This is a genomic window from Bradyrhizobium aeschynomenes, from assembly GCF_013178945.1.
In the GTDB taxonomy this organism is placed as follows: domain Bacteria; phylum Pseudomonadota; class Alphaproteobacteria; order Rhizobiales; family Xanthobacteraceae; genus Bradyrhizobium; species Bradyrhizobium aeschynomenes.
Window position 1 is genome coordinate 469,678 of record NZ_JABFDM010000006.1, and the last position, 24,257, is coordinate 493,934.

Consider the following 24,257-nt stretch of genomic DNA (forward strand, 5'->3'; position numbering starts at 1 on the left):
GGAACCGAAAAGCCGCTTTCGGTCGCGCGAGGCGGCCTCCACAGCTCGGAATTGGTCGCGGAATCAGGGTCATGGCCGGCCGGCGGGTCCCGCGACTCCGGATTGGGAACGCTTCGGCCGGCTGCCGAATCCGGCCCTGCACATCGACCAGAAGCCCGCCGAAGGCGGTGTCTCGACGGACGTTGGGGTTCGTGCTCCCCGCTCCAAGCCCAACCGCCACCCAACCGCCCTATGCGATTGCCCTTCCGGGTGCGGCCGTGAGTGGCACCGCCGCCGTCACCGCCGCCCCTGCTCGGAGTCCGCCGCCAGCGCCAGCTCCGCATCGGCGATGACATAGCGCACATAACGGTAGTCGCGAATGACGCTGATGTTGCCGTCGCGCCACTCCAGCCACATGATGTAGCTGGGCTTCGGGTCCGCGCGGTCTTCAAACACGGCGATGACCTCGCGGCCCTCGAGCCAGGCCGGGACCAGCCAGATCCCGTCGATCGTGGCGTAGATGCCGAAGAACATGCCGACATCGGCCGCCCCGACGCGCACGGGATGGGCGGACTGGTGCAGCCTGACGTCGTCGGCAAGCAGCGCGCGCAGGCCGTCCCAATCCCGCCGGTTGAACAGGGCGACGTAGCGCGCCACCGCATCGGATGCGGGTCTGGCCGCCTGCTGCGCGCCGGCCACGGCGTTGATCTCGGCGAGACGCGCGCGTCCGCGGGCGAGATGCGCCTTCACCGAATCCACGGTGAGATCGAGCAGGGCTGCGATGTCGGCCAGCGGCTCATCGAGCACGTCCTTCAGGATGAGGACGCTGCGCTGGGGTATCGATAGCTCCGTGAAGCGTGAAACCGCCGTTCTGACCGCCTCCTCGCGCATCATCATCTCCACGGCATCGGGCGCGCTGTCGTCGGCGACGTCGCCGGCGGCCTCCATCGGTTCGGTCGTCCGGATCGCACGGCTGCGCAGCAGGTCCAGCGCCCGGTTGTGGGCGACCCGGAACAGCCAGGCGCGCAGCATCCCGATGTCCTGCCTCTCATCCGAGGCGGCGAGCGCCCTCGCCAGGGTATCCTGCACCACGTCTTCGCCATCGATGACCGAACCCATCAGGCGTGCGCAGTAGCGATGGAGCTCGGGCCGCAGCTGCTCCGCAAGGGCGGCGATCTCGGCCCGCCGCCCATCGTCGGGAGAATGTCGGCCTGCGCTCAAGCTGCCGCCCCTTCCATGATGGTCAAACCGGCGTCGCCATTGAGCCCGAACGCGACGCCAGCCTTGACGTCGGCCTCCCAGACCATCGAGAAATCCGTCCAGCTCAGCCGATCCAGCCGGCCCACGCGCGGCGTCGTGCCGGCGTTCAGCACCAGGACGTCGGGGCTGACGTCACCGACGATGCGGTGCGCGGCGGCTTCGTCGGTCACGTCGGCCGCGATCGTGGCCACGCCGAGACGGGTCGCAACAGCGTTCAACGCCTCGGCTCCGCGTGCCACCACGGTAACCCTGGCGCCGTGCGCGACGAGCGCCTCCACCCGGCCCAGGGCGAGGCCGCGACTGCCACCGGTCACGACGATCGTCTTGTCTTTCAGGCTCATGATGATGCTCCAATGTCCAGATGAAGTGAAGACGATCGAGGCACGGCAAAAGAGTCAGGCAGCGCCCATGCGCCGGTCCCCCTCGCGCAACGGGCCGCAGGGCTGGATGCTCGCGGCCCATCGCTCATCACGGGAGTCGCGTCATGTCCGTCGACACCGCCGCCGCCACCGAACGCCTCATCTCAGCGTCCAGCGCGTAGCCGGACAGGAGAAGGCGATCGGGGCGGGAGATCAAGGCGGCGTTGAGGCAGGTGCCGGCCGAGGCGGTGGGCCCCCGCCAATGCGCGGATTCCTGGACCGTTCCCCCGCCGCGATGAGGCCACACCCCGTTCAACGACGCGGCACCGTTCGACAACAAATACCGACGCAGATTTCTGCATCGACGCAACTAACAACATTTGCAGGCGCCTCGCAGCGCCATTGCATTTTGTCGGATTCCAGACACCGACTCTTCTTGACCCTCGCAACGTGCACTCCTAGTTTCCGCTCCCGCTTGCGGCAATCAACAACACGGCAAGGGTGGAAACGATGGTTCGCGAATTCGAATACAAGGGCGAAGTGTTCCGGGTGACGGCGCATGGCATTCACGGCCATGAGGAGATCTTCATCGTCCACATCGACGACGGCGTCGAAGGCGGCGAGATCTCGATCGATCGGATGACCGAGGAGAACGACACATCGGCTCCGCTGCAGGACATCATCATCATGCTGTGCGACAAGCTGATTCCGGAATCGGGCATCGTCTGCCGCGATCCCGCCGCGCCCTTCGCCTGGCGTGAGGGCAAGGTGGTCTATCAGGTCCATGACGGCGTGCAGGCGCTGAACCACTGAATTGCACTGCAACTCATCGCGGCGGCCGGCCGACTCGATGCTCGCATCGCGGCCGTTCGCGCCGTTGCCAGCCGGCCACCGCGGGCGGCGATGTGCTGAGACGGGGCCGGACTGGCAACCAGAGGGCGCGCTAAGGGGTGCGCGCGCTCCCTGGACATCGTCACGGCCATCCAATCTCCGACCTGCCGGGCAGCTCACATGGCAAAGCGCTCACGGCGCGTTGCGCCGGGCACCGCTCGCGCTGCATGGGCACCCCCGTAAAACTACCATCTGAGCCGTTCGGACCAGACATTCCCTGTGGTGTCCGCGCATCCTGCGCGACTGACAGCAACCTCTCCTGCTGGCAACAACGCCTCCAGCGTGCGAGCATTGACCGTGCTCTGCCAAGTACGTTTCAGCGTCCCACAGATCGGACTTGCAAATGTCGACGGAGTTCACTGCCCCGCTTAGGCTCAGGCGCATCACGCCGCCCCTGGCCGATCCCGTTGCGCATCTGAGCTGCGAGCAGTGCGGCTCAGAGATGACCCACCTCGGCGACCTGCCCGCCGTGATGGGCGCCGCGGCGGTCCGCGTCTTTCGTTGCTATCCCTGCAACCGGATCGCCTCGATAGGCTGGTGAGACGTCGCATCCCGTGCATCGGCCTCGTGACCGTCGCGCAGGCGTTACCCCGCTTCAAACGACGGCCCCGAACAGCTTCCCGATGCCAGCAGTGAGCGCCAGAGCGAAAGCGCCCCAGAATGTCACGCGGACGGTGGCGCGCGGAATGTTGGCCCCGCCGGCCTTGGCGCCGATCGCGCCGAGCACCGCGAGAAAGGCGAGCGAAGCCGCGGAGACGATCGGCACGAGCGCGTTCGCAGGCGACACGACGACCATCAGCAAGGGCATGGCGGCCCCCACCGAGAACATCAGGGCCGAGGTCAGCGCCGCCTGGATCGGCCGCGCTGCCGTGATCTCCGAGATCCCCAGTTCGTCGCGCGCATGGGCCGTCAATGCGTCCTTCGCCATCAACTGTCCGGCCACCTGCCGCGCGAGGGACGCGTCGACGCCCCGCTTGACGTAGATCTCGGCCAATTCGTCGAGCTCGAACGCAGGGTTGTCGCTCAGCTCCTTGCGTTCGCGCGCAAGATCCGCCTGCTCCGTATCCGACTGCGAGCTGACGGAGACATACTCGCCGGCGGCCATCGACATCGCGCCGGCGACCAGACCCGCGACGCCGGCGATCAGCACGTCGCTTCGCGTCGCCGCCGCCGCGGCCACGCCGACGATCAGGCTGGCGGTCGAAATGATTCCGTCATTGGCGCCGAGAACGGCCGCCCTGAGCCATCCGATCCGGGCAACCAGATGATTTTCGGGATGGACGCGAAGGCGGCTCATGTCTTTCTCCTGATCACGCCGTGGAGCTTCGTTGCGGCCGCCACGGTGTTGGAAATCATCCCATACTTCCTGACGTTCTGATGCAGCAGTTCGAGCCGGCGGTCGTCCTCGTCGGTGTCGACGATCAGTTCGTAGTCGATCGAGGCCATCATCGGCGGGCTGTCCTGACGGACGTCGGTCAGGCGCACGTCGACGCCACGCAGATCGAATTTGAGCATCGGCGTCACGCGTTCGATTCCCTTGATCATGCAGGCGGCCACCGCCGCGAGAAGAAGCTCGGCAGGATTGAACGCGTCCCGCCGTCCGCTGACATCGGTGTCGAGCACCACGGTCGCATCCTTGCAGTCTGCGACGCTTTCATGCGCGTCGATCCGTCGGGCGTTGACGTGATACTCCAGCATGGCGAGTCTCCCGGCCGTGTGTCCGTGTGGCATTGGCGGACCGAAGCCCGAGCGGAGCGATCGATCGGATCGCGATGGTGCGCCGTTCGGCTGCAGCGGTTGAGGCGCGCGGGCCGCGAGCGGTCATTCGCGGCTGACGTGCCGCCTCCCTATTTGTCCGCGTGAGGCAGCATGCGAAGCAGCGTTCGGTCCCGGAAGATCCAGTGATGAATCAGCGCGGCCGCCGCATGCATGGCGGCCACGATGACGAGGGCATGGGCGAGAAGCTCATGGACCTCCTTGACGTTGTGGGCGAACGCGCGGTCCCTGGCCCAGGGCGATGCGATCTCGGCGATACCGAACAACGGCAAGGCATCACCGCGGGCGAACTGCAGCACGATCCCGACGACAGGCACGGCAAAGAGCAGCGCATAGAGCACGTAGTGCGCGACACGCGCCGCCGGATCCTGCCACTTCCCCATCCATGTCGCGAATTCGGTCGCCTCCGGCGGCGGCGATGGATCGGCCAGCCGCCAGGCCAGGCGGACCACAAGAACAATGAGGATCGCGCTGCCGGCCGTCACATGCACGAGCAGACCGGAGTCGCGCGCTGCGCCCTTGGGCAAGATGTCGCCGAAGACACCGAGCGCCCAGGTGACGGCCACGAGCATGACCGTCAACCAATGCAGCGCCTGCGGGATCGCGCCGTAGTTCCTGGTCGAATTGAACAGCTGCATCTAGGGACCTCTCTTTGACTGTGCTCCTCACGCAAGCTTGCCTCGTTGATGTGGATCAAGCGCGTGCCGGCGTCCGCCCGGTGCGACGATCCGCTGCGATAACGTTGGGGTCGACGGGATCGTCGGCATGGCAGGCAACTGACCGGCGGCTGTCCCCGTCACGTGGCGCATTGCCGTGCTGCAGCGGCTCTCCTTGCACAGCGCCGCCGCGGGAGCGATGCTGGTCCATCACGCTGAACCAGGGATTCGTCATGTCCGTTGACACCGCCGCCGCCACCGATCGTCTGATGCGCTTTCTCGCCGTGCCGGGTGTGACCGGGCAGGAAAAGGCGATCGGGCGCGAGATCATGGCGGCGCTGAAGCAGGCGGGCGTGCCGGCCAGAGCGATGCGGCTCGACGATGCCAATACGCGCATTCCGCTGCCGACCGAGACCGGCAATCTGATCGTCGAGCTGCCGGGACGCGGCAGCCAACACAACCAGCCACGCATCATGTTCATGACCCACATGGACACGGTGCCGCTATGCGCCGGCGCGCAGCCAAAGATCGCGGGTCGTAAGATCGTCAACCAGGCCAGGACCGCCCTCGGCGGCGACAATCGCTGCGGCTGCGGCATCCTCGTAACGCTGGCGGCCGAGCTCGTCCGACAGAAGCTCGATCATCCGCCGATTACGCTGCTGTTTTGCGTGCGCGAGGAGAGCGGGCTCTATGGCGCGCGCCACGTCGACACCGACGACCTCGGCGGGCCGGAGATGGCCTTCAATTTCGACGGCAGCTCGGCCTCGTCCGTCACCATCGGCGCCGTCGGCGCCGACCGCTGGGAGGTCGAGATCTTCGGCCGCGCCTCGCATGCCGGCGTTGCGCCGGAGCGCGGCATCAGCGCCACCATGATCCTGGCGCTCGCGCTCGCCGACGTCAAAGCCGGCGGCTGGTTCGGCAAGGTGGTGAAGGGCAAGGGCAAGGACGCCAGGCTCGGCACCAGCAATGTCGGCCCGGTCACCGGCGGCGAAGGCCGCCCCGCGGGCGACGCCACCAACGTCGTCACCGACTACGTCCATGTCCGCGGCGAATGCCGCAGCCATGACGCCAAGTTCATCCGCGAGATCACCAAGGCCTACAAGGCGGCGTTCGAGAAGGCCGCCAGGCAGGTCACCAACAGCGAGGGCAAGTCAGGTCGCGTGAAGTTCAAGGCCGAGACCGACTATCATCCGTTCCGGATGAAGGACACCCTGCCCGTCGTGAAGCGCGCCACTGCTGCCGTCACCGACATCGGCGCCACGCCGACCTTGCGCGCCGGCAATGGCGGCCTCGACGCCAACTGGATGGTCCGCCACGGCATCCCCACCGTCACCTTCGGCACCGGCCAGAACGAGCCGCACACGATCGACGAGTGGATCAACCTCGACGAATACGACCGCGCCTGCGCGCTGGCGGTGCGGTTGGCGACCATGGGGTGAATTGCGCCACGCCTCGCTGCGATCGCCATGTCAGACGGCGGTAAGCTTCACCGCGTTCATATCGCCGCGCCCGGCGGCGGATCGCACGGGGCCCATTGCAGCGAGGACTGGTTTTGCAACACGACAGCGGAGACGGCCACGTGACCCTCGAGGTCGCCGACGAGCGGGATCTGCCGGCCTTCAAGCAGGAACTACAGGAGGCCTTCTCCGCCGCATTGACGGACGAGATCGGCTCGGTCCCGGAGCAGGCGATCCCCTCCGGCGACGATATCGAGCAGTCGTTCACCGCACCGGGCGCGGCGACCTATCATGTCCTGCTCGACGGAAGACGCGTCGGCGGCGTCGTCCTGAGCATCGATCCGGTGTCGCATCACAACTCGCTCGACCTGTTCTACATCTCGCTCCGGCAGCATGGCCGCGGCATCGGGCAGCGCGCGTGGCGGGCGATCGAGGCGCGCTATCCCGAAACCAAGGTCTGGCAGACGTTCACGCCGTATTTCGAGAAGCGCAACATCCACTTCTACGTCAACAAATGCGGCTTCCGGATCGTCGAATACTACAACGCCCACAATCCGCTGCCGCACCGGCCGCCGCTGGAGGGCATGCCCGACGACGGCGACTTCTTCCGCTTCGAGAAGATCATGCAAGAGGAGCGTTGAGGCGGCAGGACTTCACGCGGCCTCCGGCGGAATGACTCCCTTGCTGAAGATGAAGCAGCCGTAGAAGCGGCGCTCGCCGGTGGCGATCACGCAATAGGCGGATCTGGCCATCTCGTAGAACGCGTAGCGTTCGACGCCAACCAGCGGCCACGGCTTGCCTTCGGCACGGTCGATCACCGCCTGAACCTCCTGCTGCACCTCGGTCACCTGCTCCGGCTGGCCGACGACCTGCATCCGCAGGGCGGCATCGTCGATAAAGGTGTCGAGCGGCAGCACCGAGAGCACCGCCTGAACCGCGCGCGCCGCACTGACATTGTCGATGCGCAGCAACTCGCCGAACACGGTCTGCCGCGCGATCGCGTCGGCCGGGAAATTGGTGTCGCAGATCACCAGACGGTCGCCGTGCCCCATCGCCCGGAGCGCATAGAGCACGTCGGCATTGAGCAGCGGATCTAAACCCTTGAGCATGGCGTCTTCCTGTCATTGTCGATCGACTGGACCCTAGAGGCTGCCCTTCGGCAAGATGCGACGGCCGCCAAAGCGGGCTTCACCGCACCGGCGAGCTACGCTCCGAGTCGCCTGGCGTCGCGGAACAGGCGAAGGTCGATGCGGCCGATCAGGTCCGAGCGCAGCGCTTCGGCTTCGGCCATCGCCGCCGTTGTCTGCCGCAACGTGCTGACGTTCGATCCGAGCGACACGATGCCGCCCAGCACCGCAGCGATGGCGCCGAGCAGCGCGACCGCATTGGACCCGAGCAGGCCCAGCACCGCGCCGAGCAGCAAGGCGGCGCCGGCAGCGATCAGGACCTTCGAAGCCAGGATGAACTTTCGACACCGCTCGGCCATCTCGGCAAGCTGCTCGATCCGCGTCTCGATCAGGGCGATTTGTCCGCTCCGGTCGTCCTCATCCATCACCCGCGCCGTCCTCCGCGATATCAGCGCCAACATCATGTCCTGAACCGCCCCGGTCCACCATCATGCCCGTCGCTCGGCGCGCGAGCCTACGACGACGCCGTACCCCGGGCAACCACCTGCGACGACGTGAGCGTGTGCAACGACTCCGATCGCGCGGACGTCATCCACCCCCGTGGCGGAAGGCAGCAGCCCCGGAACAAAGCCGGCGAGTTCGGATTGTCCCCATCGAAATTTCCACACATCAGACACGACAGACCCGCGAGGCGACAATGGCTGCCGACCGCCTGAAGACACTGCACACGTCCCTGATCGATGCGCGCAACGGCTATCAGGAGGCGGCCGCAGACGCCGAGACGCCGGCGCTCAAGGCGCTGTTCGCCGAGATGATCGCGCTCAAGGAGCGTGATCACGCCGAGCTGCATGACGCGCTCCGGCGGATGGGCGAGACGCCGGACGAGGCCGGCTCCTTCATGTCGACGGTGCACCAGACCGTCATCCGCGTCCGCTCCGTCCTGACGGGCCTCGGCACCAATGCGCTGTCGTCGTTCGTCAACGGCGAGGAGCAGATCCTCGGGCAATATGACGACGCGCTGAAGGACTGCGCTGATGATGCCGCCACCACGGCCACGCTGACCCGGCAGCGTCAGAGCCTGCAGGCGAAGATCGCCCAGATGAAGCAGCTGGCAGCCTGAGCGCCCGATCGTGCCGAACCTGAAAACCGACGAGCATTTCATGCAGGAGGCGATCAAGGTCGCCACGCAGGATGGCGCCGATCCCTCGCTGTCGCCGATCGGATGCGTGATCGTGCTGGGCTCCGACATCATCGCCGCCGAGCGCAACCACGTCGCCGCCAAGCATGACGCCACGGCGCATGCCGAGATCGAGGCGATCCGCGCCGCCGGCCGCGGCTTCGACGACGGCGAGCTGCGCGGCGCCACGCTCTACACCACGCTGCAGCCGTGCGGCATGTGCACGATGGCCTCGATCTGGAGCAAGGTCGGCCGCATCGTGTTCGGCGCCGGCCGCGACGACGTGCACCAGATGTATTTCGAGGCGCGCCATGTCGACACGCTCAAATTCGTCGCGAACGCCTATCGCGACGACATCACAATCGAAGGCGGCGTCCTGCGCGAGGCCTGCAGCAAGCTGTATTATCGCCCCTGGGACGACGTTCCGATCGAGGACCAGGGCAATCGCTAGAGCGGGCCGCGTTCTCCGCAGCCGATGCAGGCGGCACGACCACAGATCCAGCCCGCCGCCGTTCAGCGAGAGCCATCAGGAGGCCCGACCATGCGACGGCATCTGCTCACGACCGCGATCCTGCTGGGACTCATCGCCATGCCGCACCTGAGTGACGCCTCCCCGCTCGACCGATACAAATGGAAGAACCGCCTTCTGATCGTGACCGGCCCCGACGACGCCGCAGCACAGCAGCAGCGCCGGATCTACGACGCCGCCAGAGCCGGCATGTCCGAGCGCGCGATCGTGCTGCTCGACGCCGTTGACGAGAGCGCCGCCTCTCGCGAGCTTCGCGCGGCGCTCGGGGCCGAAGGCCGCCGGTTCAAGGTGTATCTAATCGGCAAGGACGGCCACACGGCATTCGCATCGGATACGCCTGTTTCGGCCGACGCGCTGTTCAAGCGCGTCGATGCGATGCCGATGCGGCAGGACGAGATGCGGCGCGACAGGCCGCGATGAAACACGCCGCGCGGCGGCGCCGTTGCATCGAGCCAAGCGAGCTGCAGCGCCAGAGCCTCGGTGTCTTGTGTCTTGTGCACCGTCAACGTCCCGCCCGACGGACGTGCAGAAGGATCGGATGATCCTACTTATTCCCACTCGATACGCTCGATGCCTTCAAGGGACGATCTCCGGGTTGAGCGACAGCATGGCGATTGCCTTCTTGAACGCGGCCTCGCGGACCTCGGCCGCCAGCGCCACGTCGGGGATCGTCCGGGCGAGAACCATCCCGCCGACACTCAACGCGGCCAGTGCCCGGGCTGTGGTCCGACGGTCCTCGCGCGCCTCGGGCATGGACCGCTCATAGAGCCCGATCATGGCCTGCAGCAGATCCTGGTAGGCCGTTTGAACCTGTGGCTCCGCCCTCGCGACATCCGACGGCAATGCGATCATCGGGCATTGGCCCTCGAGATCATCGAGGTGCGCCGGTGAAAGATAACTGCGCAGCATGTTTGCGGCGTCCTCCAGCGCCGGATCGACAGAATTGACCCCAGCCTCGGCGCGCCAGCGCGCGCCGCGCCCCATCAGGAAGCTGGAGACTGCTGCGGCAAATAGCTCCTGCTTGTTTCGAAAGTGACTGTAGAACCCTCCGCGGGTCAGCGACGCGGCCTCCATCACCATGTCGATGGTCACGTTGTCGTAGCCATGCCGGTTGAAGAGCAGGCGCGCATTCTCGACGATGCGCGCGCGTGTTTCCGCCTTGTGTTCCGGTCGATAGGGCAAGGTGAGACGTCTCCCGTCGCAGCATTAGCACCATGGCAGAATATGTTCTTGAACATATTCTGCGGGAAGGCATTTGTGGGCGTCCACCAATCGAACCTCGAACGGGAGGTCAAGCCTTGACGACAACATTTTCCGGAGGCTGCCTCTGCGGCGCCGTCCGCTATAACTGCACCGCCACGCCGATGATGGCGGGCCACTGCCATTGCGAGGATTGCCGCCGCAGCAGCGGCACGGGACATTCTTCACATCTGGCAGTTTCGGCGGATGCAGTCACCATGACGGGGGTGACGAAAGCCTATGTGCGGTCGTCCGACAGCGGCAATCCCGTCACGCGCGCGTTCTGCCCGGAATGCGGGGCGCCGGTGTTCTCGACAAATCCCGCACTGCCCGGCCTGCTGTTTCTCCGCGCATCGAGCTTGGACGATCTCGAGGTATTCAAGCCGCAGATGCACGTCTGGACGATGCGGGCGCCAAGCTGGGATGCGCCGTTTGGCGGACTTCCGGCATTCGAGAAGATGCCGCCGGGGATGTGAGGCCCCGGCGGGGAGCGTTTCGCGACGACAAGGCTTGCGGCAATCCCTCCCGGGATCAGAAGATCACTTCCCGGCCACGAACGCCAAGGCGATAAAGATCACGAAGATCACCAGGGCCACGAAGAACAGCCATTTGGCAATCCGGGCGGATCAGGCAGCGATACCGCTGAATCCGAGAAAGCCGGCGATGACCGAGATGACGCAGAAGATGAGCGCCCATTTCAGCATGGAGCCCCCGGAGCAACCGCGCTTGCATGCAGGAACGTAGGACGAGTAGACGACCGCTGCCCCGGCGCCGAGCCTTCCAGGCGCTGCCGCGCCGTCCCACGGCGCCGCGGCAACGCCGTCTGGCACGCCGTGGTGACTGGCGCAGGCGGTCTGCAGTGCTACTTGCTGCTATTGGCCTTCGAGCTGCTGCCTGAACCGTCGTGACTGGCGCCGGCCGCGCTGCCCGTGGTCTGGGCCTGGTTGTCGATCTCTGTGAACATGGTCAGGGAGTGCGGCCCGATCACCATCGTGACCGGATCATTGTTGCTGTCCTTCGCGCTGACCAGGAACGAGCCGGGCACGACCTTGATGTCGGTGAAGCCCTGCTTCTGCAGTTTCTGCTTGATCTGCTGCGGCAGGGGCTGAGCCTGGTTCGACGCCTGTGCGCCCTGGCTGCTCGGTTGCGAGCCGGCGCTTGTTCCCTGCGCGAAAGCCGGAGCCTGAAGGGCCGCAAGCACCAGCAACGATGATCCGACGAGTCTGATGGACATTGGATGTCTCCTCTGTGAGGTTGCACTAAGCCGATGTTGAACGGAGCGAAAGCCTGATGGTTCTCTTTTGTTCGAGCCGGTCGGTGCGCCGCCGTACCACTCGACAGCGCCTCCATGAGCCACCCGCGTCACGATCGGACATAGATCGTCCGTCAACATCCGCGCGATCGCGGCTCGCAATCGAGAAAGTCGGCGAGATAGAGGCGCGTTCCCAGGGCGAGCAGCACAGCCGCGACAGGCGTGGCCAGCGCCAGCTCCAGAATGCCGAACAGCGAACACTAGTTGCATCGATAGTGTGGTCGCGCCGACCGCAAACATGGACACGACTCTCTGCGACATGACTATCCTCTTCTCAAGCAGGCCCGATGCGCGATCGCGTTGATAACGCAACACGGGACGACGCAGAGTCGACGCACGCCGCTTTCATTTTTCGGATCTGCGGGCAAGTACGGACGCGTACCAACAACCAGTGTGCAATCGCTTCCAAATCAGTGCTGGATTGTTGAAGAACGATCGGCGCCAAGGACCTTCATCGGAGCGGCTTGGGACGCCGGTCTCGACTCAATGCACGATGATGACAAGGAGCGAAAGATGCGCAGTCTCGGCTTCGCACTATCCTTTTCCACGGTGATGGCAATCAGCCCCGTCGCCGGCACCTACGCCGCCCCGCTGACTCCACTGTCCGCAGCCGTCAAGCCCACCGCCCACCCGTCTGGTCGTCTAGGCGAGATGACCGAAGTCCGCTGGCGTGGCGGTTGGGGAATTGGAGCCGGCCTCATCGCAGGAGCGCTCATCGGCTCCGCGCTTGCCACGCCCTATTACTATGATCCTTATCCGGCCTATTATGGCACTGGATACGCGTACGGCCCGGCCGGCTATTATCCTCGCTACGCGTATACGCCCTACTGGGGCGGATATGGGTGGGGCACGGGCCCTGGTTTCTATACAGCCTACGGCTACGCCCCTGCGCCCTGGGGCTACACGATGCGCCATCACTGGCGGCACAGCGATGGCTGGCAGCCGGGGCGGTGGCGGCATCACCATCACGGCGTCATTCGCACGCGCCATCGCTGGTGAGCATCCGAACGGGAACTTGCCCTCGCATCAAGCGCCTCGCACCGTCCGGCTCCGCTCATGCGCGGCGGTGTGACGGCGCCAGAGATACCCCGCCGGGAGTTGGTACGGCCGCGTACCAACTCCAACGCGCGACAGCGCATCAGGCTGAGGGCACAATGGTGGAACCACACTGCCGCCTCGAGCACATGTGAGGCTGCTTGATCCGCTCGCCGATTTCCACCAAGGTGCGGGCAAACCAGATCTCGTCGCTTCATGCCCAAACAGCCACTAGCCAAGTCAATTCAGGACTTCATCCTGGATCACATTCACACTGTTGCTCAAATGGAAGCATTGCTGTTTCTCCATGCTCAGCCACGGGAACGTTGGGCGGCCGCGGAGATGGCAAAACGCCTCTATGCCACTGAACGCGAAATCGTCATCGCGCTGGCCGCACTACATCGTGATGGCTTTCTGAGCGAAGCTGACGGGCACTACCAATTCGACGCGTCTCCGGAGCGAGCCGCGCTCGTCGAGGAACTCGCCGAGGCCTATCGACATCAGCTCATCCCGATCACGAATCTCATCCACGGGAAGCGACGCAACATCAATGCATTCTCGGATGCCTTCAAGCTGCGCAGGGACCGCTAGCATGGCTGCCGTCATCTACACCCTCTGCGCGCTGACGAGCGGCTTGTGCACGGGCCTGCTTGCGCGCGCCTATGTTCGCTTCAGGTCGCGCCTTCTGCTCTGGAGCGCGATCTCGTTCCTCGGGCTGACGTTGAACAACATCGCACTTTGGATCGATAAGATCATCCTGCCCGAAGCAGATCTTTCGTCCGTTCGCAACGCGATCGCGCTGATCGCGATGTTGATCCTGATCTACGGCCTCGTTTGGGAATCGGAGTAGATGACACATCTTGGCCAAGCGCTCGGCGGCAGCGTTGCCGCCTGCTCTCTCGTCGCCGCCCTGTTCTTCCTCAAGTTCTGGAGCAGGACCGGTGACCGCTTCTTCCTGCTGTTCTCGGCCGCGTTCACAGTCGACGCGGGATCTCGGTTCCTGCTTGCGGCGGTCGCCGTCTCCGATACGACGGAGCCGATGTACTACGTCTCTCGGCTGGTCACCTTCGGCCTCATCCTGACCGCGATCATACAGAAGAACGCAAGCCGCAAGGCGCAAGATCCCCGAAATCCAGACTAGGAGATGGCCACATATCCCGCCGCACAGTGCTTCCGGGAGGAAGAATGATCCGGTCCGCAGGTCAGTTCATGCGCCGCCCGGCGGCGAGATATCTCGCTTTGACCGCCGTGGCCGTCGCGATCGTCGTGGCCGGACTCGTCATTCTGGCCTCGGTCCTGATCGAGAGCTGGTCGCGACAGGATGTGGACCTCCGTTCGCGGCTGGTGTTTCGCTCGGTGCGGGATCGGATCATCGCGGCCGCCGACTCCCCGCAGCAGGCCGACATTGGCGCTCTGTTCGAACGCATTACCGAGGACGAACGCATTCTGGCGCTCGGGTTCTGCACGCCGGAAGGTGAACTGCGCTACGCGACAAAAGACTTTCCGCGCTCCATCACCTGCCAAGCCGTCGACCGGGACAAGCGCCGCACCTTTGACACGACCAGCTCAGGCCGCCGCGTCAGTGTTGGAATTTTTCCCGTCAACGCTCCGCAGGCCGCCGGAGATCTCCTGGTCATTCACGATCTTGCCTATGTCGACGAGCGGGCGGCCGAGGCGCGCGTCTACGCCGGACTTGCCCTCGGCGGAATCGCAGCCGGACTCGGCCTGTTCGCCTTTGCGGTGGTGTCCGCTCTGACACGCTCCTGGGCGCGATCCATTCGAGGCATTCTGCAAGGCACGTCCGCCGGCGCCGAGGCAGCGTCTCCGTTCAGCGGCTCGCCGATCGGGCGTGCCGTGCACGCCACGCTGGCCGAGCTCCGCGCCGAGCGCCGCTTCGGCAGCGACATCAACGTCGACTGGTCGCCCCAGACACTGCATCGGCTGCTGGTGGAGCGATTGCCGGACTCGCAGGTGATGGTCGTCTCCAACCGTGAGCCCTACATCCACAATCGTTCGAGCGAGGGCATCGTTCTGCAAAACCCCGCAAGCGGCCTCGTCGCCGCGCTCGAGCCGATCATGCGGGCTTGCGGCGGCGTCTGGATCGCGCATGGCTCCGGCTCCGCCGACCGCGACACGGTCGACCGGCACGACCGCCTGCAGGTTCCTCCTGTTGATCCGGCCTATACGCTTCGCCGGGTCTGGCTGAGCGAGGAGGAACAGACGGGCTACTACTATGGTCTCGCCAATGAAGGCCTCTGGCCGCTCTGCCACATCGCATTCGTTCGTCCGACATTCCGGGAGGCGGATTGGCTGCAATATTGCAAAGTCAACGAGCGCTTCGCCGAGACGGTCGTCCAGGAGGCCACACGCGACGATCCGATCGTTCTGGTGCAGGACTATCACTTCGCGCTGCTGCCGCGCATGATCCGTGACCGGCTGCCGAAGGCGACAATCATCACGTTCTGGCACATTCCGTGGCCGAATGCGGAAACATTCAGCATATGCCCTTGGCGAAACGCCATCATCGAGGGCCTGTTGGGCAGCACGATCCTGGGCTTTCATACGCAGCTTCACTGCAACAACTTCCTCGAGGCCGCCGACCGGTTCATGGAAAGCCGCGTCGACCGGGAGCACATGTCCGTCACCTATCGCGGCCACGAGGTGCTGGTGAGGCCATATCCGATCTCCATCGAATGGCCGCCAGCGGCGCTGGCGAACCAGGCTCCGGTGGCTTCCTGTCGCGCATCCGTGCAACGGCAGTTCGGCCTGTCATCCGACGTGCGGATCGCCGTGGGTATCGAGCGTTTCGACTATACGAAAGGCATTCTCGACCGGCTCAAGGCTGTGGACGATCTGCTGACCCGCCATCCCGAATGGAGCGGCCGGTTTGTGTTCATCCAGGCTGCGGCGCCGACACGGAGCAAGCTCGGCGCGTACAGCGCCTTGCAGGAGGAAGCCGAGACACTCGTCAACTGGATCAATGCGAAACATGGAACGCGCGATTTTGCGCCGATCCGTCTGGTCATTCGTCACCACGAGCCCGATGAAGTCTTCGAGCTGTTCAGGGCCGCCGACATGTGTGTCGTATCGAGCTTGCATGACGGCATGAATCTGGTGGCGAAGGAATTCGTCGCCGCGCGTGACGACGAACAGGGCGTGCTGATCCTCTCGACCTTCGCCGGAGCCTCCCGCGAATTGTCCGAGGCCTTGCTCGTCAACCCCTACGACACGCACGGCATGGCAGACGCGCTGCAGACTGCGTTGCAGATGCCCTCGCCCGAACAGCGCAACCGCATGCGGCTGATGCGGGAGCTCATCAGGGAGCGCAATGTCTATCGCTGGGCGGCGCAAATGCTGCTCGACGCATCCCACATTCGCCAACGTCAGCGTATCGGCTCGGCCGAGCCGGACTCACAGCGACGGTCGGCCTAGATCGGTCTCATCTGGCAATTCGGCGCGGCCTGAATGACATGCCGCGCTCAGCACGAGGCCGATGCCGTCCGACGCAGCAGCCAAAGCCGCAACATCGCCAGGGCCAGTGTCGCCACGCCGCTCAGCCCCACCGTGACGGCCGCCGATCCAGGCAGATCGATAAAGGCCGGCGACAGAATGGCCAGAGCCGACGCCAGGACGAGAATGTATTCCTCCCACGCTTCGAACGCCGCCAAGGCCGCCACGCTGGTGACACCGATGAGAGCCCCCAGCACACCGGCCGTCTGAGTTGCGGTGTTTGTGACCGGACCGCCGAAGCCGAGGACCCAGGGCGACGAGAACAGGAAGGCCCCGACAACCAAATTCGCGACGTCGCACCAGCCCCCGTTGAAGAACGCCGCCCTCGCCGTTCTCCTGAACGACATGTTATCAAAGCGCTTCAGAGCTGGTGCATGGACGCCGGCTCTGTGGGTACGCCACGCGTTGCTTTCAACCGTCATTGAGCTTCCCTCCGGGTCGTTGCCGCAGGACCTTGCGGCAAGGCATATGCGACGACAGCATCACCGATCGGGGTCTCCATGAAATGGTGGCCACCCGCCATGATGACGAGATACTGACGGCCGTCGGCCTCGTAGGTCATTGGCGTCGCCTGGCCGCCCGCCGGAAGAGTGTCGCTCCAGACCGTCTTTCCGGTCCTGATATCGATCGCGCGGATCAGGTTGTCGGTCGCGGCCGCAATGAACACCAGTCCTCCTGCTGTCACGACCGAGCCGCCATTGTTGGGCGTTCCAATGCGGATGGGCAGCATCGACGGGATGCCGAACGGCCCGTTGGTCCGGGCCTGGCCCAAGGGGCGGTCCCACAACGTCTTGCCGGACTTCAGATCGATGGCGCGGATGCCGCCGTAAGGTGGCTGCTTGCAGAGCATGCCCGTGAAAGGCAGACGCCAGCCGGCGTTGACGTTGATGGCGTACGGTGCTCCCTGCTGCGGATCTCCGGCTCCTTCCGGACCACCGATCGTCCCGCGCGCCTGCTCCCGCGGAGCCCAGCCTCTTCGATTGGCCTCGTCGCGCGGAACCAGCCTGTTGTAGTTCGGCATGTCGTTGTAGTTGGCAACAAGGATGCCGCGGACCGGATCGAGCGCGACACCTCCCCAATCCGAGCCGCCGTTGTAGCCGGGGTATTCGATCCAGTGCCGTGTGGCGCTCGGCGGAGTGAACATCCCCTGATAGTCAGCGCGCCTGAACTGAATGCGGCACACCAGCTGATCAATGGGGGAAATGCCCCACATGTCGCGTTCGGTGAGATCGGGCCGCCGAAGCGTGTGATAGGTCGAAAACGGCTGCGTCTTTGCACGCTCTTTCGGCTCGACGCCGCCTTGTGGCACGGGGCGCTCCTCCACGCCGACGAGCGGCTCACCGGTCCGGCGGTCCAGCACGAAGATGTCTCCTCGCTTGCTGGGCAGAACGAGGGCGGGAACAGACTGGCCCGTCTTGTCCGGGAAGTCGGCCAGCGTGGCCTGAGAGCCCAGATCGTAGTCCCAGACGTCATTGTGAACGGTCTGGAAGTGCCATGCCGGCTTGCCTGACGTGACATCGATGGCCACGAGGGACGTGGCAAATTGTTTTTCGACCTCCGAGCGGCTGCCGCTCCAATAATCGACCGCCGAGACGCCGAGCGGGAGATAGACCAGCCCGAGTTGCTCGTCGCCGGACGCGGTCGTCCACATATTCGGCGTGCCGCGGCTATAGGTCTCGCCGAGAGCCGGGGGCGCAGCTCCATCCGGCCTCGCCATGTCCCAGGCCCAGCGCAGCTTGCCGGAAACCGCATCGTAGCCCTGGATGACGCCTGAGGGAGCATCGCGCTTCTGTCCATCGAGGATCTGATGTCCGACCGCGACGACGCCGCGAACGATGGTCGGCGGCGACGTGATCGAGTACATGCCGGGATCATGCCGCCCGATCCCCGTCGCCGTGTCGACCTGACCTCCGTAGCCGAACGACAAGCAAGGTTTGCCGGATTCGGCATCGACCGCGACGAGACGTCCATCCAGCGTTCCTTCGAACACCCGGGTCGCGCAAAGCTGCGCGGGATCAGCATCCGGCACAGCGAAGTACGCGACACCGCGGCAGGCGGCCGTATAGGGGATGAACGCGTCAGGGACGCGAGGGTCGTAGCGCCAGCGCTGCTTTCCGGTCGACGCCTCGACGGCGATCAGAATGTTCTTGGGCGTGCAGACATAGAGCAGATTGCCGATCTTCAACGGAGTCGTTTCGGCACCATACGTGTTTCGTGTTTCATGGGATGGAAGATCACCGGTGTGGAACACCCATGCCTTGGTCAATTGGGCCACGTTCTTGCGGTTGATCTGGTCAAGCGGCGAATAGCGTCGTGCGCTATAGCTGCCGCCATAGGCGGGCCAGTCCGCGCCAGACTTGAGCAGCGAGGGATCGCTCATGGCGGAGCCGGCCGCCATCCCCGGTACCGATACGGCAGCCGCTGCATTGGAGGACACGAACATCAGATAGCCCGTCGCCACCAGCATCAGCATGCCCACTGCGACCGTCGCCGGGAGCTCGAACGCATGGCGGTAGGCACGCAAGGTCGGCGCCAGGAGGATGACACAGACGAGCAACACGGCAGGACCGACCGTCCTGGGCACCAATGCCCATCCGTCCGCACCGACCTCCCACCACGCCCAGACGACCGTGACGAGAAACAGCAACGAGTACAGCCACGCCCCCTCGGCACGGCGGCGCGCCAGCAAATAGCCGGACAGGATCAGGGCAATGCCGGAGGGAAGATAGTAGAACGAGCCGCCAAGGGCGATGAGCCAGGCGCCGCCGATGCCCAGGACGATCCCGATGACGATCATCACGATGCCCAGGAGGAGCGCCATCCAGTCAGCTGCCGACTTGCTACGCGACATGCTCGTTCTCGCTGTCTATCGATTGAAAAGCAGCTGCTGCGGCCCAGCCGGAGCGGCACGCACGCCGCTCCGGATCGTCGTCGCTCACATGTTGCTCGGGTACTTGAACGACGGGGCGGCCTTCAGCTGCTCTGCCGTCGTATCCATCGAGGCATGCCATCGCCTATCGTTCTGATCATATTTGATCTTGATCGCCGACGGACGCACGGCCACGTACTGATCGCCGATTCCGAGAAAACCGCCGACCGACAGAATGTAGCCGTCGACACCATTCTCATTGAAGGCGATATCCTTGATGGTGCCGATGTTCTGCTTGGCCATGTTGAACACGTCGAGGCCGATCACCCGCGATCCGAGCCCGTCCTTGGCCGGCACGGATGTAAAGGCGCCGCCGGGCGCTGCATCCGAGCCGGAGCCCGCCGATGCGCCGGTGTTCGCCCCGACCGTCGCGGGTTCGTCCATCGCATTCGCTCCGACGAACACCATGATCGGATTGCCCGACCGGTCCTTCGCCTGGATGACGGTCGGGGCGGAGATCACCCGCACATTCGTAAAGCCGGACTGCTGGAGGTTGGCGACGATATCCTGGCGTCCGCTCTGGTTTGCGGCCGGTGCCTGCGATGCCGACTCGGCAAACGCTGCCGTCGATGCCAGGGCTGTCAGCGCGAGCGCTGTCGTTAGATTTCGCATGGAATTCACCTTCTTGAAGTAAGTGTTCGATCTCGAGCGACCGCCGACGTGATGAGGAAGACCCCTCCTCACATCGCGCCGCGGCTTACGGACAGGGGTGGCGCTGTCCGTCGTAGCCGAGATAGGTGCCGGAGCTCGGGTCGTAGGACCTGAAGCGCTGGGAACAATAGGCGTCGGTCTCTGCCGCCTGCGCACGGCTGTTGGCGATCGCTCCGCCGATCACCGCGCCTGCTGCCAGACCGCCGATCGCCGGTCCCCAGCCGTAACCGCGTCCATACCGGTGATGCCCGCCATATCCCCGATGCCCGTAGCGCCAGCCGCCGCCACGCCAGCCCGCCTCGACCACGTTCATCCCGTTGACGCTGCTTCCGGCTGCGATCGGCGCCTTGGGGGATATCACGGTCGCCGCGGATGCCGTGTCGGCGCCCGAGAGGATCGCCACGAATGCAACGGCTGCAACTGGAACTGCGCTTCTGATTGGCATGGAGTTTTCCTTCGTTTCGATGTGCGAAGGACCAATCCGAGCCAGCCGCCCGAGTTCTCCCGAAGTGTACCGTTGCGTACCAGTGATGGAGTAGCGACGAGAGATACGCGCCACCATGCCGTCAGCGGCAATCTGTCGCGATCATCAGCCTATTTGGCGAGATCGCCGAGCCATCCTTGCGAAACGCCAAAACGCACGATGTCGGCTCTGGTGGACAGGCCGAGCTTTTCGACCGCCCTCGATTTGTGCGTCTCGATGGTCTTCACGCTCACGTCCAGGCGGCCGGCAATTTCCTTGTTGCTGAAGCCCTGCGCGATGAAGCGCAGCACTTCGGTCTCGCGCGGCGTCAGCTCGTGTTGCGACGCCTTGCCCGGAGTCGACTCGTCGACCCGTGCGGCCGGCAGCACCTTCTCCGCGACGGCGGGATCTAGATAGACGCCGCCCTCGGCAATGGCCCTGATGGCGCGCACCAGATCTTCGGCCGCGGAGCGCTTGAGTAGATATCCACGCACGCCGGCCTGCATCATCGGTTCAACATAGGCGCGATCCTCGTGGACCGTGAGCGCGAGCATCCGCACCGACGGCACCTTGTCCGCAATCCTGTGCGCCAGCGCGATGCCGCCGATGACGGGAAGCGAGATGTCCAGAACCGCGATATCCGGTGTCTCTCGTGCGATGACTTCGAGCGCGGTCTCGGCATCGGTGGCCTCGCCGACCACCTCCATGTCACCGACGCGCTCGAGCAGCGCCTTCATCCCCGCAAGCACGAGAGGATGATCATCCGCGAGCGTGATCCGGATCGGTATCAAGAACTCACACTCCCGTTGGTGACCGGGACGGTCATGAAGAGCGTCGTTCCGTGCCGGGGCTCTGTTTCGATGGCGAGCGTCCCTCCCAGGAGAGACATTCGTTCTTCGATGAACGAAAGCCCAAGCCTTTGGCTCCCGCCGTCGGGACTGGCGCGGCGATTGGAATCAAATCCCTCGCCATCGTCTTCGACAATGACACGGAGCTCTTCTTCGCGCCGGTCCAGCACGACGCTGACATGCCGCGCCTCCGCGTGCTTTGCCACATTGGTCAGGGCCTCCTGGATGGCGCGATAGATCGCGCTCTCGACCTCGGGCGGAAGCCTGCCCGTCCGTCCCAACGTCTGGACGTCCGTGCTCACGCCGAATCGTCGAGACCATTCCGAACAGAACGCCTCCACCGCCTTGTACAATCCGAGATCGTCCAGTGCGGTCGGACGGAGATCCGCAGCAATCTGGTGGATGTCACGCCCGATGTCGCTCGCAAGCGCCTGCAACGCGTGCAGGCTGTCGAGCTGCCCTTCCTGCCCGGGGAGTTGTGCAATCGCCTGCTCGACGTTCTTGAGGCCAAGCAGCAGGCCGGTCACCGTCTGGCCGATCTGATCGTGCAATTCCCGCGACAGGCGCTTGCGCTCATCCTCCTCCGCCTTGCCAAGGCGTCTCAGCAGACGCTGCCGGTCGAGCTCTGCACGCTTGCTATCATCGATGTCGACGAGAACGGCGACCACGACCTCTCCTCCTGTATCAGGCCGATGCGAGCAGCGGCCGTTGACACGCAGCCAGCGCGCTTGTGGCGACGCCGTCCTGAAGTCCACCGTGACGGCCTGATCTCCGCGACAATGCAGCAGAGCGTTCCTGACCGCAGCGCGGTCGGCGGGCTCGATGGCGTCGACGACGCGATCGAGTGCGAGAGTGAGGTCCTCATGGCCGGCCTCGTCGCTCAGCTGCAGCATCTGGAGGGCTCGCCCGGAGGCAATGACCTCACCCGTCGACACGGTCAGACTGAAGACGCCGAGGTCCGCGGCATCGACCATGATGCGTCGGCGCTCTTCACTGGCCTTCAGCGCCAGCGCCGCCTGGGCCTCCTGCTCCAAACGCCGCTGCGAGATATCGCGGGCGGTGAACCACACGAGCGCCATGCCCAGCGTCAAGCTGACGGCACCTCCACTGGCAAGAACGATGGCCGAGCGGCGAACCGGGGCATCAAGCTGATCCGTCGGGATTCCGAGATGCACCGACCAGCCGCTGGTGCCCGGCAGCTCCTTGAAAATCGAATCGACGCGGACGCCGTCCGGAGTCGCCCCCGTGTAGTTTCCTTCCGAGCCCTCTGAAATCGCCCGCCTGACGGCAGCGCCGGCCGGACGCCCAAGCTCGAAAGGCTCGCCGATCGTCCGTGCGACGATGTTGCCCTTTGCGTCGACGACGACGCCGACCCATCCCGGTGGAGCACCGGCCCCCTTTAGAATCTGGCTGACCGCATCCGGCACCAGAGCGACCGTCAGCACGAATTTCAGTTCACCGTGCCGTTCGACCGGCGCCCTCAGCGCGACCAGCCGTTTGCCGGAAATGGGGCCGATCGGCCCGATGCCGCCAATGGCTGCCTTGCGGGTCGTCAATATCCGCTCGAAGTTCTCGCGGTCCGCAGTGGCTCCGAGGTCAGCCCCGATGGGCCGCAGCAGATTGAGCACCTGATTGCCTCTGGGATCGACGAGCTCGATCGTCTCCCAGAGCGGCCTTGCCTGTTTGATGCGGAGCGCCTCGATGTAGAACGAGTCCAGATCCGGCGCATCCAGGCTCGCAGATGTCGCGAGTGTCTCCGCAATTTCGACCTGAAGGCCCAGCTCGGAGGAGAGACGGCCGACAACGCGGTTGAGCGTCTCGAGCGCAGCGAGGCGCGAATCGGTTCGGGCCTGGCGGGCATTCAGGAAGACCACCCAGCCCGCAAACAGGATCAGCGGAATTGCGGCGGCCATGACCAGGAGCACCAGGGATCGCCGGGCGGCACTCGCTTTCTGACTGGTCAACCTATCCCTCAAAAACCAGGTTCTCTCGGAGTCAGGTTTTTCCTGACGGAGCCTCACCGTCAGCCCGACTGGGATCAGCCTCCAGCACTCACCATCAATAGTCAAATGGCGATGGTGAGGACGGTCGACATGCTGAAATCCGAGACGATAGACGATCGCGCGTGGGCCGTGGGACCGCCGCGGAGCATCAACCGCAACGGCCTGCTCTGCCCCGATCCGCAGGAGACCTGCAATGCGCTGCTGAGCAGGCTTTCGCATCGCTCCCGCCAGAACCTGCTCGAACGCTGCGAGAGCGTCGATCTTGCCGCCAGAATGCGTCTTCAGGATCGCGGAGTTCCCATTCAGTACGCCTATTTCATCGAATCCGGCGCTGCATCCGTGAGCACCCGGGCCGGCGACTGCCTGCAGGTCGAAATCCAGACCCTCGGCAAGAAGGACTTCGTCGGTATTCCGCTGGTTCTCGGCATGCGTATTTCACCACATACATGCACCGTGCAGATGCCGGGAACCGCGCTGCGTATCCGCGCAGAGGCGCTGATCCACGTGATGACCACCGACCGCGAGGTCGAAAAGATACTGCTGCGGTACGTCCAGGCGACCCACATTCAGAGTTCCCAGCTCGTGGCCTGCAACTCGCGGCACAGCCTAAATCAGCGCGTCGCGCGATGGCTGCTGGTCGTCCGGGACCGCACGGACAGCCCGGAGATCGGCATCACCCATCGCTCGATCGCGCAGGCCCTCGGCGTGCGGCGTGCAAGCATCACCGACACGTTCGCCGAAATGGAGGCGGCCGGGCTCATCCGCCGCAGCCGCAAGCACATTGCGATCATCAACGAGCCCTGCCTGGCGGAACTGAGCTGCAACTGCCACCGCGTCATTCAGGCGGCTCACGAAAACTCCCTGTTCGGCAATCCCGGCCTGCACATCGAGCGGTGGTGACGTCGCGTCACCACCTGGAACTCGTGAGAGGAACGAAACCGCGCGCGACGGATTTCTCGAATCACTCCTTCGGCCCCATTCGCCGGTCAGGGTCGGCGGTCCGAGCGGCTGACTGCGTCGATCATCAGGTCTGGCTTCGCATCATGACGCCCCCCA

The 24,257-nt window shown here is 64.8% G+C and carries 27 protein-coding genes and 2 pseudogenes; 13 read left to right on the forward strand and 16 right to left on the reverse strand.

What is annotated here, in order from left to right; all coding sequences use genetic code 11:
- Positions 1–276: 276 nt before the first annotated feature.
- Together HL666_RS20205 and HL666_RS20210 are read right to left on the reverse strand one after the other, a co-directional pair.
- Positions 277–1,200 (reverse strand): sigma-70 family RNA polymerase sigma factor, encoded by a 924-nt coding sequence (locus tag HL666_RS20205; RefSeq protein WP_172183210.1) that lies wholly within the window; start codon positions 1,198–1,200, stop codon positions 277–279.
- Between the two features lie 53 nt (positions 1,201–1,253).
- Positions 1,254–1,580, reverse strand: a pseudogene (locus HL666_RS20210) (SDR family NAD(P)-dependent oxidoreductase); the annotation flags it as partial.
- Positions 1,581–2,108: 528 nt separating this feature from the next.
- Between HL666_RS20210 and HL666_RS20215 the strand changes: the two are divergent.
- Entirely contained in the window at positions 2,109–2,411 is a 303-nt protein-coding gene (locus tag HL666_RS20215; RefSeq protein ID WP_172108332.1) for a hypothetical protein, read from the forward strand.
- A 673-nt stretch (positions 2,412–3,084) separates the two neighbouring features.
- On the opposite strand, the gene HL666_RS20220 is transcribed toward HL666_RS20215, so the two are convergent.
- The 3 genes from HL666_RS20220 to HL666_RS20230 form a co-directional block, all read right to left on the reverse strand.
- Positions 3,085–3,786, reverse strand: a complete 702-nt coding sequence (locus HL666_RS20220) for a VIT1/CCC1 transporter family protein (protein ID WP_172108330.1) — start codon at positions 3,784–3,786, stop codon at positions 3,085–3,087.
- Positions 3,783–4,187, reverse strand: a complete 405-nt coding sequence (locus HL666_RS20225) for an OsmC family protein (protein WP_172183211.1) — start codon at positions 4,185–4,187, stop codon at positions 3,783–3,785. Before HL666_RS20225 ends, HL666_RS20220 begins: the two co-directional genes overlap by 4 nt.
- Positions 4,188–4,336: 149 nt before the next feature.
- Complete coding sequence (locus HL666_RS20230; protein WP_172130663.1) at positions 4,337–4,903, reverse strand: cytochrome b; 567 nt, start codon at positions 4,901–4,903, stop codon at positions 4,337–4,339.
- 251 nt (positions 4,904–5,154) lie between these two features.
- On the opposite strand from HL666_RS20230, the gene HL666_RS20235 reads away from it, so the two are divergent.
- Positions 5,155–6,360 carry a M20/M25/M40 family metallo-hydrolase gene (locus tag HL666_RS20235; protein ID WP_172183212.1) on the forward strand — a complete coding sequence of 402 codons (1,206 nt, stop codon included), beginning with the start codon at positions 5,155–5,157 and terminating at the stop codon, positions 6,358–6,360.
- Positions 6,361–6,473: 113 nt separating this feature from the next.
- Positions 6,474–7,019 (forward strand): GNAT family N-acetyltransferase, encoded by a 546-nt coding sequence (locus HL666_RS20240; RefSeq protein ID WP_172108322.1) that lies wholly within the window; start codon positions 6,474–6,476, stop codon positions 7,017–7,019.
- A gap of 12 nt (positions 7,020–7,031) precedes the next feature.
- On the opposite strand, the gene HL666_RS20245 is transcribed toward HL666_RS20240, so the two are convergent.
- Together HL666_RS20245 and HL666_RS20250 are read right to left on the reverse strand one after the other, a co-directional pair.
- A complete protein-coding gene (locus HL666_RS20245; RefSeq protein ID WP_172108320.1) occupies positions 7,032–7,487 on the reverse strand; it encodes an RbsD/FucU family protein in 456 nt (151 codons plus the stop codon).
- Between the two features lie 95 nt (positions 7,488–7,582).
- Positions 7,583–7,930 (reverse strand): hypothetical protein, encoded by a 348-nt coding sequence (locus HL666_RS20250; protein ID WP_172183213.1) that lies wholly within the window; start codon positions 7,928–7,930, stop codon positions 7,583–7,585.
- Between the two features lie 272 nt (positions 7,931–8,202).
- On the opposite strand from HL666_RS20250, the gene HL666_RS20255 reads away from it, so the two are divergent.
- The 3 genes from HL666_RS20255 to HL666_RS20265 all read left to right on the forward strand — a co-directional run bounded on the left by HL666_RS20255 (position 8,203) and on the right by HL666_RS20265 (position 9,631).
- Positions 8,203–8,625, forward strand: coding sequence for a ferritin-like domain-containing protein (locus HL666_RS20255; protein WP_172183214.1), 423 nt, complete (start codon positions 8,203–8,205; stop codon positions 8,623–8,625).
- A 10-nt stretch (positions 8,626–8,635) separates the two neighbouring features.
- Positions 8,636–9,133: a nucleoside deaminase gene (locus tag HL666_RS20260; RefSeq protein WP_172130669.1), complete on the forward strand. Its 498-nt coding sequence runs from the start codon at positions 8,636–8,638 to the stop codon at positions 9,131–9,133.
- Between the two features lie 90 nt (positions 9,134–9,223).
- A complete protein-coding gene (locus HL666_RS20265; RefSeq protein ID WP_172108312.1) occupies positions 9,224–9,631 on the forward strand; it encodes a DUF4174 domain-containing protein in 408 nt (135 codons plus the stop codon).
- Positions 9,632–9,787: 156 nt separating this feature from the next.
- Here the strand turns inward: HL666_RS20265 and HL666_RS20270 are convergent, their stop codons facing one another.
- Positions 9,788–10,393 carry a TetR/AcrR family transcriptional regulator gene (locus tag HL666_RS20270; protein WP_172183215.1) on the reverse strand — a complete coding sequence of 202 codons (606 nt, stop codon included), beginning with the start codon at positions 10,391–10,393 and terminating at the stop codon, positions 9,788–9,790.
- Positions 10,394–10,425: 32 nt separating this feature from the next.
- Between HL666_RS20270 and HL666_RS20275 the strand changes: the two genes are divergently transcribed.
- Complete coding sequence (locus HL666_RS20275) at positions 10,426–10,926, forward strand: GFA family protein (RefSeq protein ID WP_246741579.1); 501 nt, start codon at positions 10,426–10,428, stop codon at positions 10,924–10,926.
- A 63-nt stretch (positions 10,927–10,989) separates the two neighbouring features.
- Here HL666_RS20275 and HL666_RS20280 read toward each other — a convergent pair.
- A pseudogene (locus tag HL666_RS20280) lies at positions 10,990–11,154 on the reverse strand (DUF1328 domain-containing protein).
- A gap of 158 nt (positions 11,155–11,312) precedes the next feature.
- On the reverse strand, positions 11,313–11,684 hold the full coding sequence (locus tag HL666_RS20285; protein WP_172108308.1) for a hypothetical protein: 372 nt from the start codon (positions 11,682–11,684) through the stop codon (positions 11,313–11,315).
- 591 nt (positions 11,685–12,275) lie between these two features.
- Between HL666_RS20285 and HL666_RS20290 the strand changes: the two genes are divergently transcribed.
- The 5 genes from HL666_RS20290 (at position 12,276) to HL666_RS20310 (ending at position 16,229) form a co-directional block, all read left to right on the forward strand.
- Positions 12,276–12,761 (forward strand): hypothetical protein, encoded by a 486-nt coding sequence (locus HL666_RS20290; RefSeq protein WP_172108306.1) that lies wholly within the window; start codon positions 12,276–12,278, stop codon positions 12,759–12,761.
- Positions 12,762–13,013: 252 nt separating this feature from the next.
- Positions 13,014–13,388 (forward strand): hypothetical protein, encoded by a 375-nt coding sequence (locus HL666_RS20295; RefSeq protein ID WP_172183216.1) that lies wholly within the window; start codon positions 13,014–13,016, stop codon positions 13,386–13,388.
- Position 13,389: 1 nt separating this feature from the next.
- The gene (locus HL666_RS20300; RefSeq protein WP_172108302.1) at positions 13,390–13,647 is read left to right on the forward strand and encodes a DUF5985 family protein; all 258 of its coding nucleotides are present in this window, start codon (positions 13,390–13,392) and stop codon (positions 13,645–13,647) included.
- Positions 13,648–13,938, forward strand: coding sequence for a DUF5985 family protein (locus tag HL666_RS20305; protein ID WP_172130673.1), 291 nt, complete (start codon positions 13,648–13,650; stop codon positions 13,936–13,938).
- Between the two features lie 44 nt (positions 13,939–13,982).
- Complete coding sequence (locus tag HL666_RS20310) at positions 13,983–16,229, forward strand: alpha,alpha-trehalose-phosphate synthase (UDP-forming) (RefSeq protein WP_246741580.1); 2,247 nt, start codon at positions 13,983–13,985, stop codon at positions 16,227–16,229.
- Positions 16,230–16,276: 47 nt separating this feature from the next.
- Here the strand turns inward: HL666_RS20310 and HL666_RS20315 are convergent, their stop codons facing one another.
- From HL666_RS20315 to HL666_RS20340, 6 genes are all read right to left on the reverse strand, one after another.
- Positions 16,277–16,729 (reverse strand): SPW repeat domain-containing protein, encoded by a 453-nt coding sequence (locus HL666_RS20315; RefSeq protein WP_172108300.1) that lies wholly within the window; start codon positions 16,727–16,729, stop codon positions 16,277–16,279.
- Positions 16,726–19,158, reverse strand: coding sequence for a membrane-bound PQQ-dependent dehydrogenase, glucose/quinate/shikimate family (locus tag HL666_RS20320; RefSeq protein WP_210261985.1), 2,433 nt, complete (start codon positions 19,156–19,158; stop codon positions 16,726–16,728). Before HL666_RS20320 ends, HL666_RS20315 begins: the two co-directional genes overlap by 4 nt.
- Positions 19,159–19,242: 84 nt before the next feature.
- Positions 19,243–19,848: a PRC-barrel domain-containing protein gene (locus tag HL666_RS20325; protein WP_172108298.1), complete on the reverse strand. Its 606-nt coding sequence runs from the start codon at positions 19,846–19,848 to the stop codon at positions 19,243–19,245.
- An 85-nt stretch (positions 19,849–19,933) separates the two neighbouring features.
- Positions 19,934–20,332, reverse strand: coding sequence for a BA14K family protein (locus tag HL666_RS20330; RefSeq protein WP_172130677.1), 399 nt, complete (start codon positions 20,330–20,332; stop codon positions 19,934–19,936).
- Positions 20,333–20,481: 149 nt separating this feature from the next.
- Positions 20,482–21,141, reverse strand: a complete 660-nt coding sequence (locus HL666_RS20335; RefSeq protein ID WP_172108294.1) for a response regulator transcription factor — start codon at positions 21,139–21,141, stop codon at positions 20,482–20,484.
- Complete coding sequence (locus HL666_RS20340; RefSeq protein WP_246741581.1) at positions 21,138–23,162, reverse strand: sensor histidine kinase; 2,025 nt, start codon at positions 23,160–23,162, stop codon at positions 21,138–21,140. Before HL666_RS20340 ends, HL666_RS20335 begins: the two co-directional genes overlap by 4 nt.
- A gap of 129 nt (positions 23,163–23,291) precedes the next feature.
- Between HL666_RS20340 and HL666_RS20345 the strand changes: the two genes are divergently transcribed.
- A complete protein-coding gene (locus HL666_RS20345) occupies positions 23,292–24,101 on the forward strand; it encodes a Crp/Fnr family transcriptional regulator (RefSeq protein WP_172183219.1) in 810 nt (269 codons plus the stop codon).
- Positions 24,102–24,257 lie beyond the last annotated feature (156 nt).

Coding starts and splice junctions, on each gene's coding strand:
- HL666_RS20250 (WP_172183213.1), bottom strand. CDS start 7,930: ATGGATGAGGACGACCGGAGCGGACAAATCGCCCTGATCGAGACGCGG.
- HL666_RS20225 (WP_172183211.1), bottom strand. CDS start 4,187: ATGCTGGAGTATCACGTCAACGCCCGACGGATCGACGCGCATGAAAGC.
- HL666_RS20305 (WP_172130673.1), top strand. CDS start 13,648: ATGACACATCTTGGCCAAGCGCTCGGCGGCAGCGTTGCCGCCTGCTCT.
- HL666_RS20215 (WP_172108332.1), top strand. CDS start 2,109: ATGGTTCGCGAATTCGAATACAAGGGCGAAGTGTTCCGGGTGACGGCG.
- HL666_RS20345 (WP_172183219.1), top strand. CDS start 23,292: ATGCTGAAATCCGAGACGATAGACGATCGCGCGTGGGCCGTGGGACCG.
- HL666_RS20330 (WP_172130677.1), bottom strand. CDS start 20,332: ATGCCAATCAGAAGCGCAGTTCCAGTTGCAGCCGTTGCATTCGTGGCG.
- HL666_RS20220 (WP_172108330.1), bottom strand. CDS start 3,786: ATGAGCCGCCTTCGCGTCCATCCCGAAAATCATCTGGTTGCCCGGATC.
- HL666_RS20230 (WP_172130663.1), bottom strand. CDS start 4,903: ATGCAGCTGTTCAATTCGACCAGGAACTACGGCGCGATCCCGCAGGCG.
- HL666_RS20285 (WP_172108308.1), bottom strand. CDS start 11,684: ATGTCCATCAGACTCGTCGGATCATCGTTGCTGGTGCTTGCGGCCCTT.
- HL666_RS20255 (WP_172183214.1), top strand. CDS start 8,203: ATGGCTGCCGACCGCCTGAAGACACTGCACACGTCCCTGATCGATGCG.
- HL666_RS20265 (WP_172108312.1), top strand. CDS start 9,224: ATGCGACGGCATCTGCTCACGACCGCGATCCTGCTGGGACTCATCGCC.
- HL666_RS20315 (WP_172108300.1), bottom strand. CDS start 16,729: ATGACGGTTGAAAGCAACGCGTGGCGTACCCACAGAGCCGGCGTCCAT.
- HL666_RS20320 (WP_210261985.1), bottom strand. CDS start 19,158: ATGTCGCGTAGCAAGTCGGCAGCTGACTGGATGGCGCTCCTCCTGGGC.
- HL666_RS20310 (WP_246741580.1), top strand. CDS start 13,983: ATGATCCGGTCCGCAGGTCAGTTCATGCGCCGCCCGGCGGCGAGATAT.
- HL666_RS20290 (WP_172108306.1), top strand. CDS start 12,276: ATGCGCAGTCTCGGCTTCGCACTATCCTTTTCCACGGTGATGGCAATC.
- HL666_RS20235 (WP_172183212.1), top strand. CDS start 5,155: ATGTCCGTTGACACCGCCGCCGCCACCGATCGTCTGATGCGCTTTCTC.
- HL666_RS20300 (WP_172108302.1), top strand. CDS start 13,390: ATGGCTGCCGTCATCTACACCCTCTGCGCGCTGACGAGCGGCTTGTGC.
- HL666_RS20245 (WP_172108320.1), bottom strand. CDS start 7,487: ATGCTCAAGGGTTTAGATCCGCTGCTCAATGCCGACGTGCTCTATGCG.
- HL666_RS20275 (WP_246741579.1), top strand. CDS start 10,426: ATGGCAGAATATGTTCTTGAACATATTCTGCGGGAAGGCATTTGTGGG.
- HL666_RS20325 (WP_172108298.1), bottom strand. CDS start 19,848: ATGCGAAATCTAACGACAGCGCTCGCGCTGACAGCCCTGGCATCGACG.
- HL666_RS20295 (WP_172183216.1), top strand. CDS start 13,014: ATGCCCAAACAGCCACTAGCCAAGTCAATTCAGGACTTCATCCTGGAT.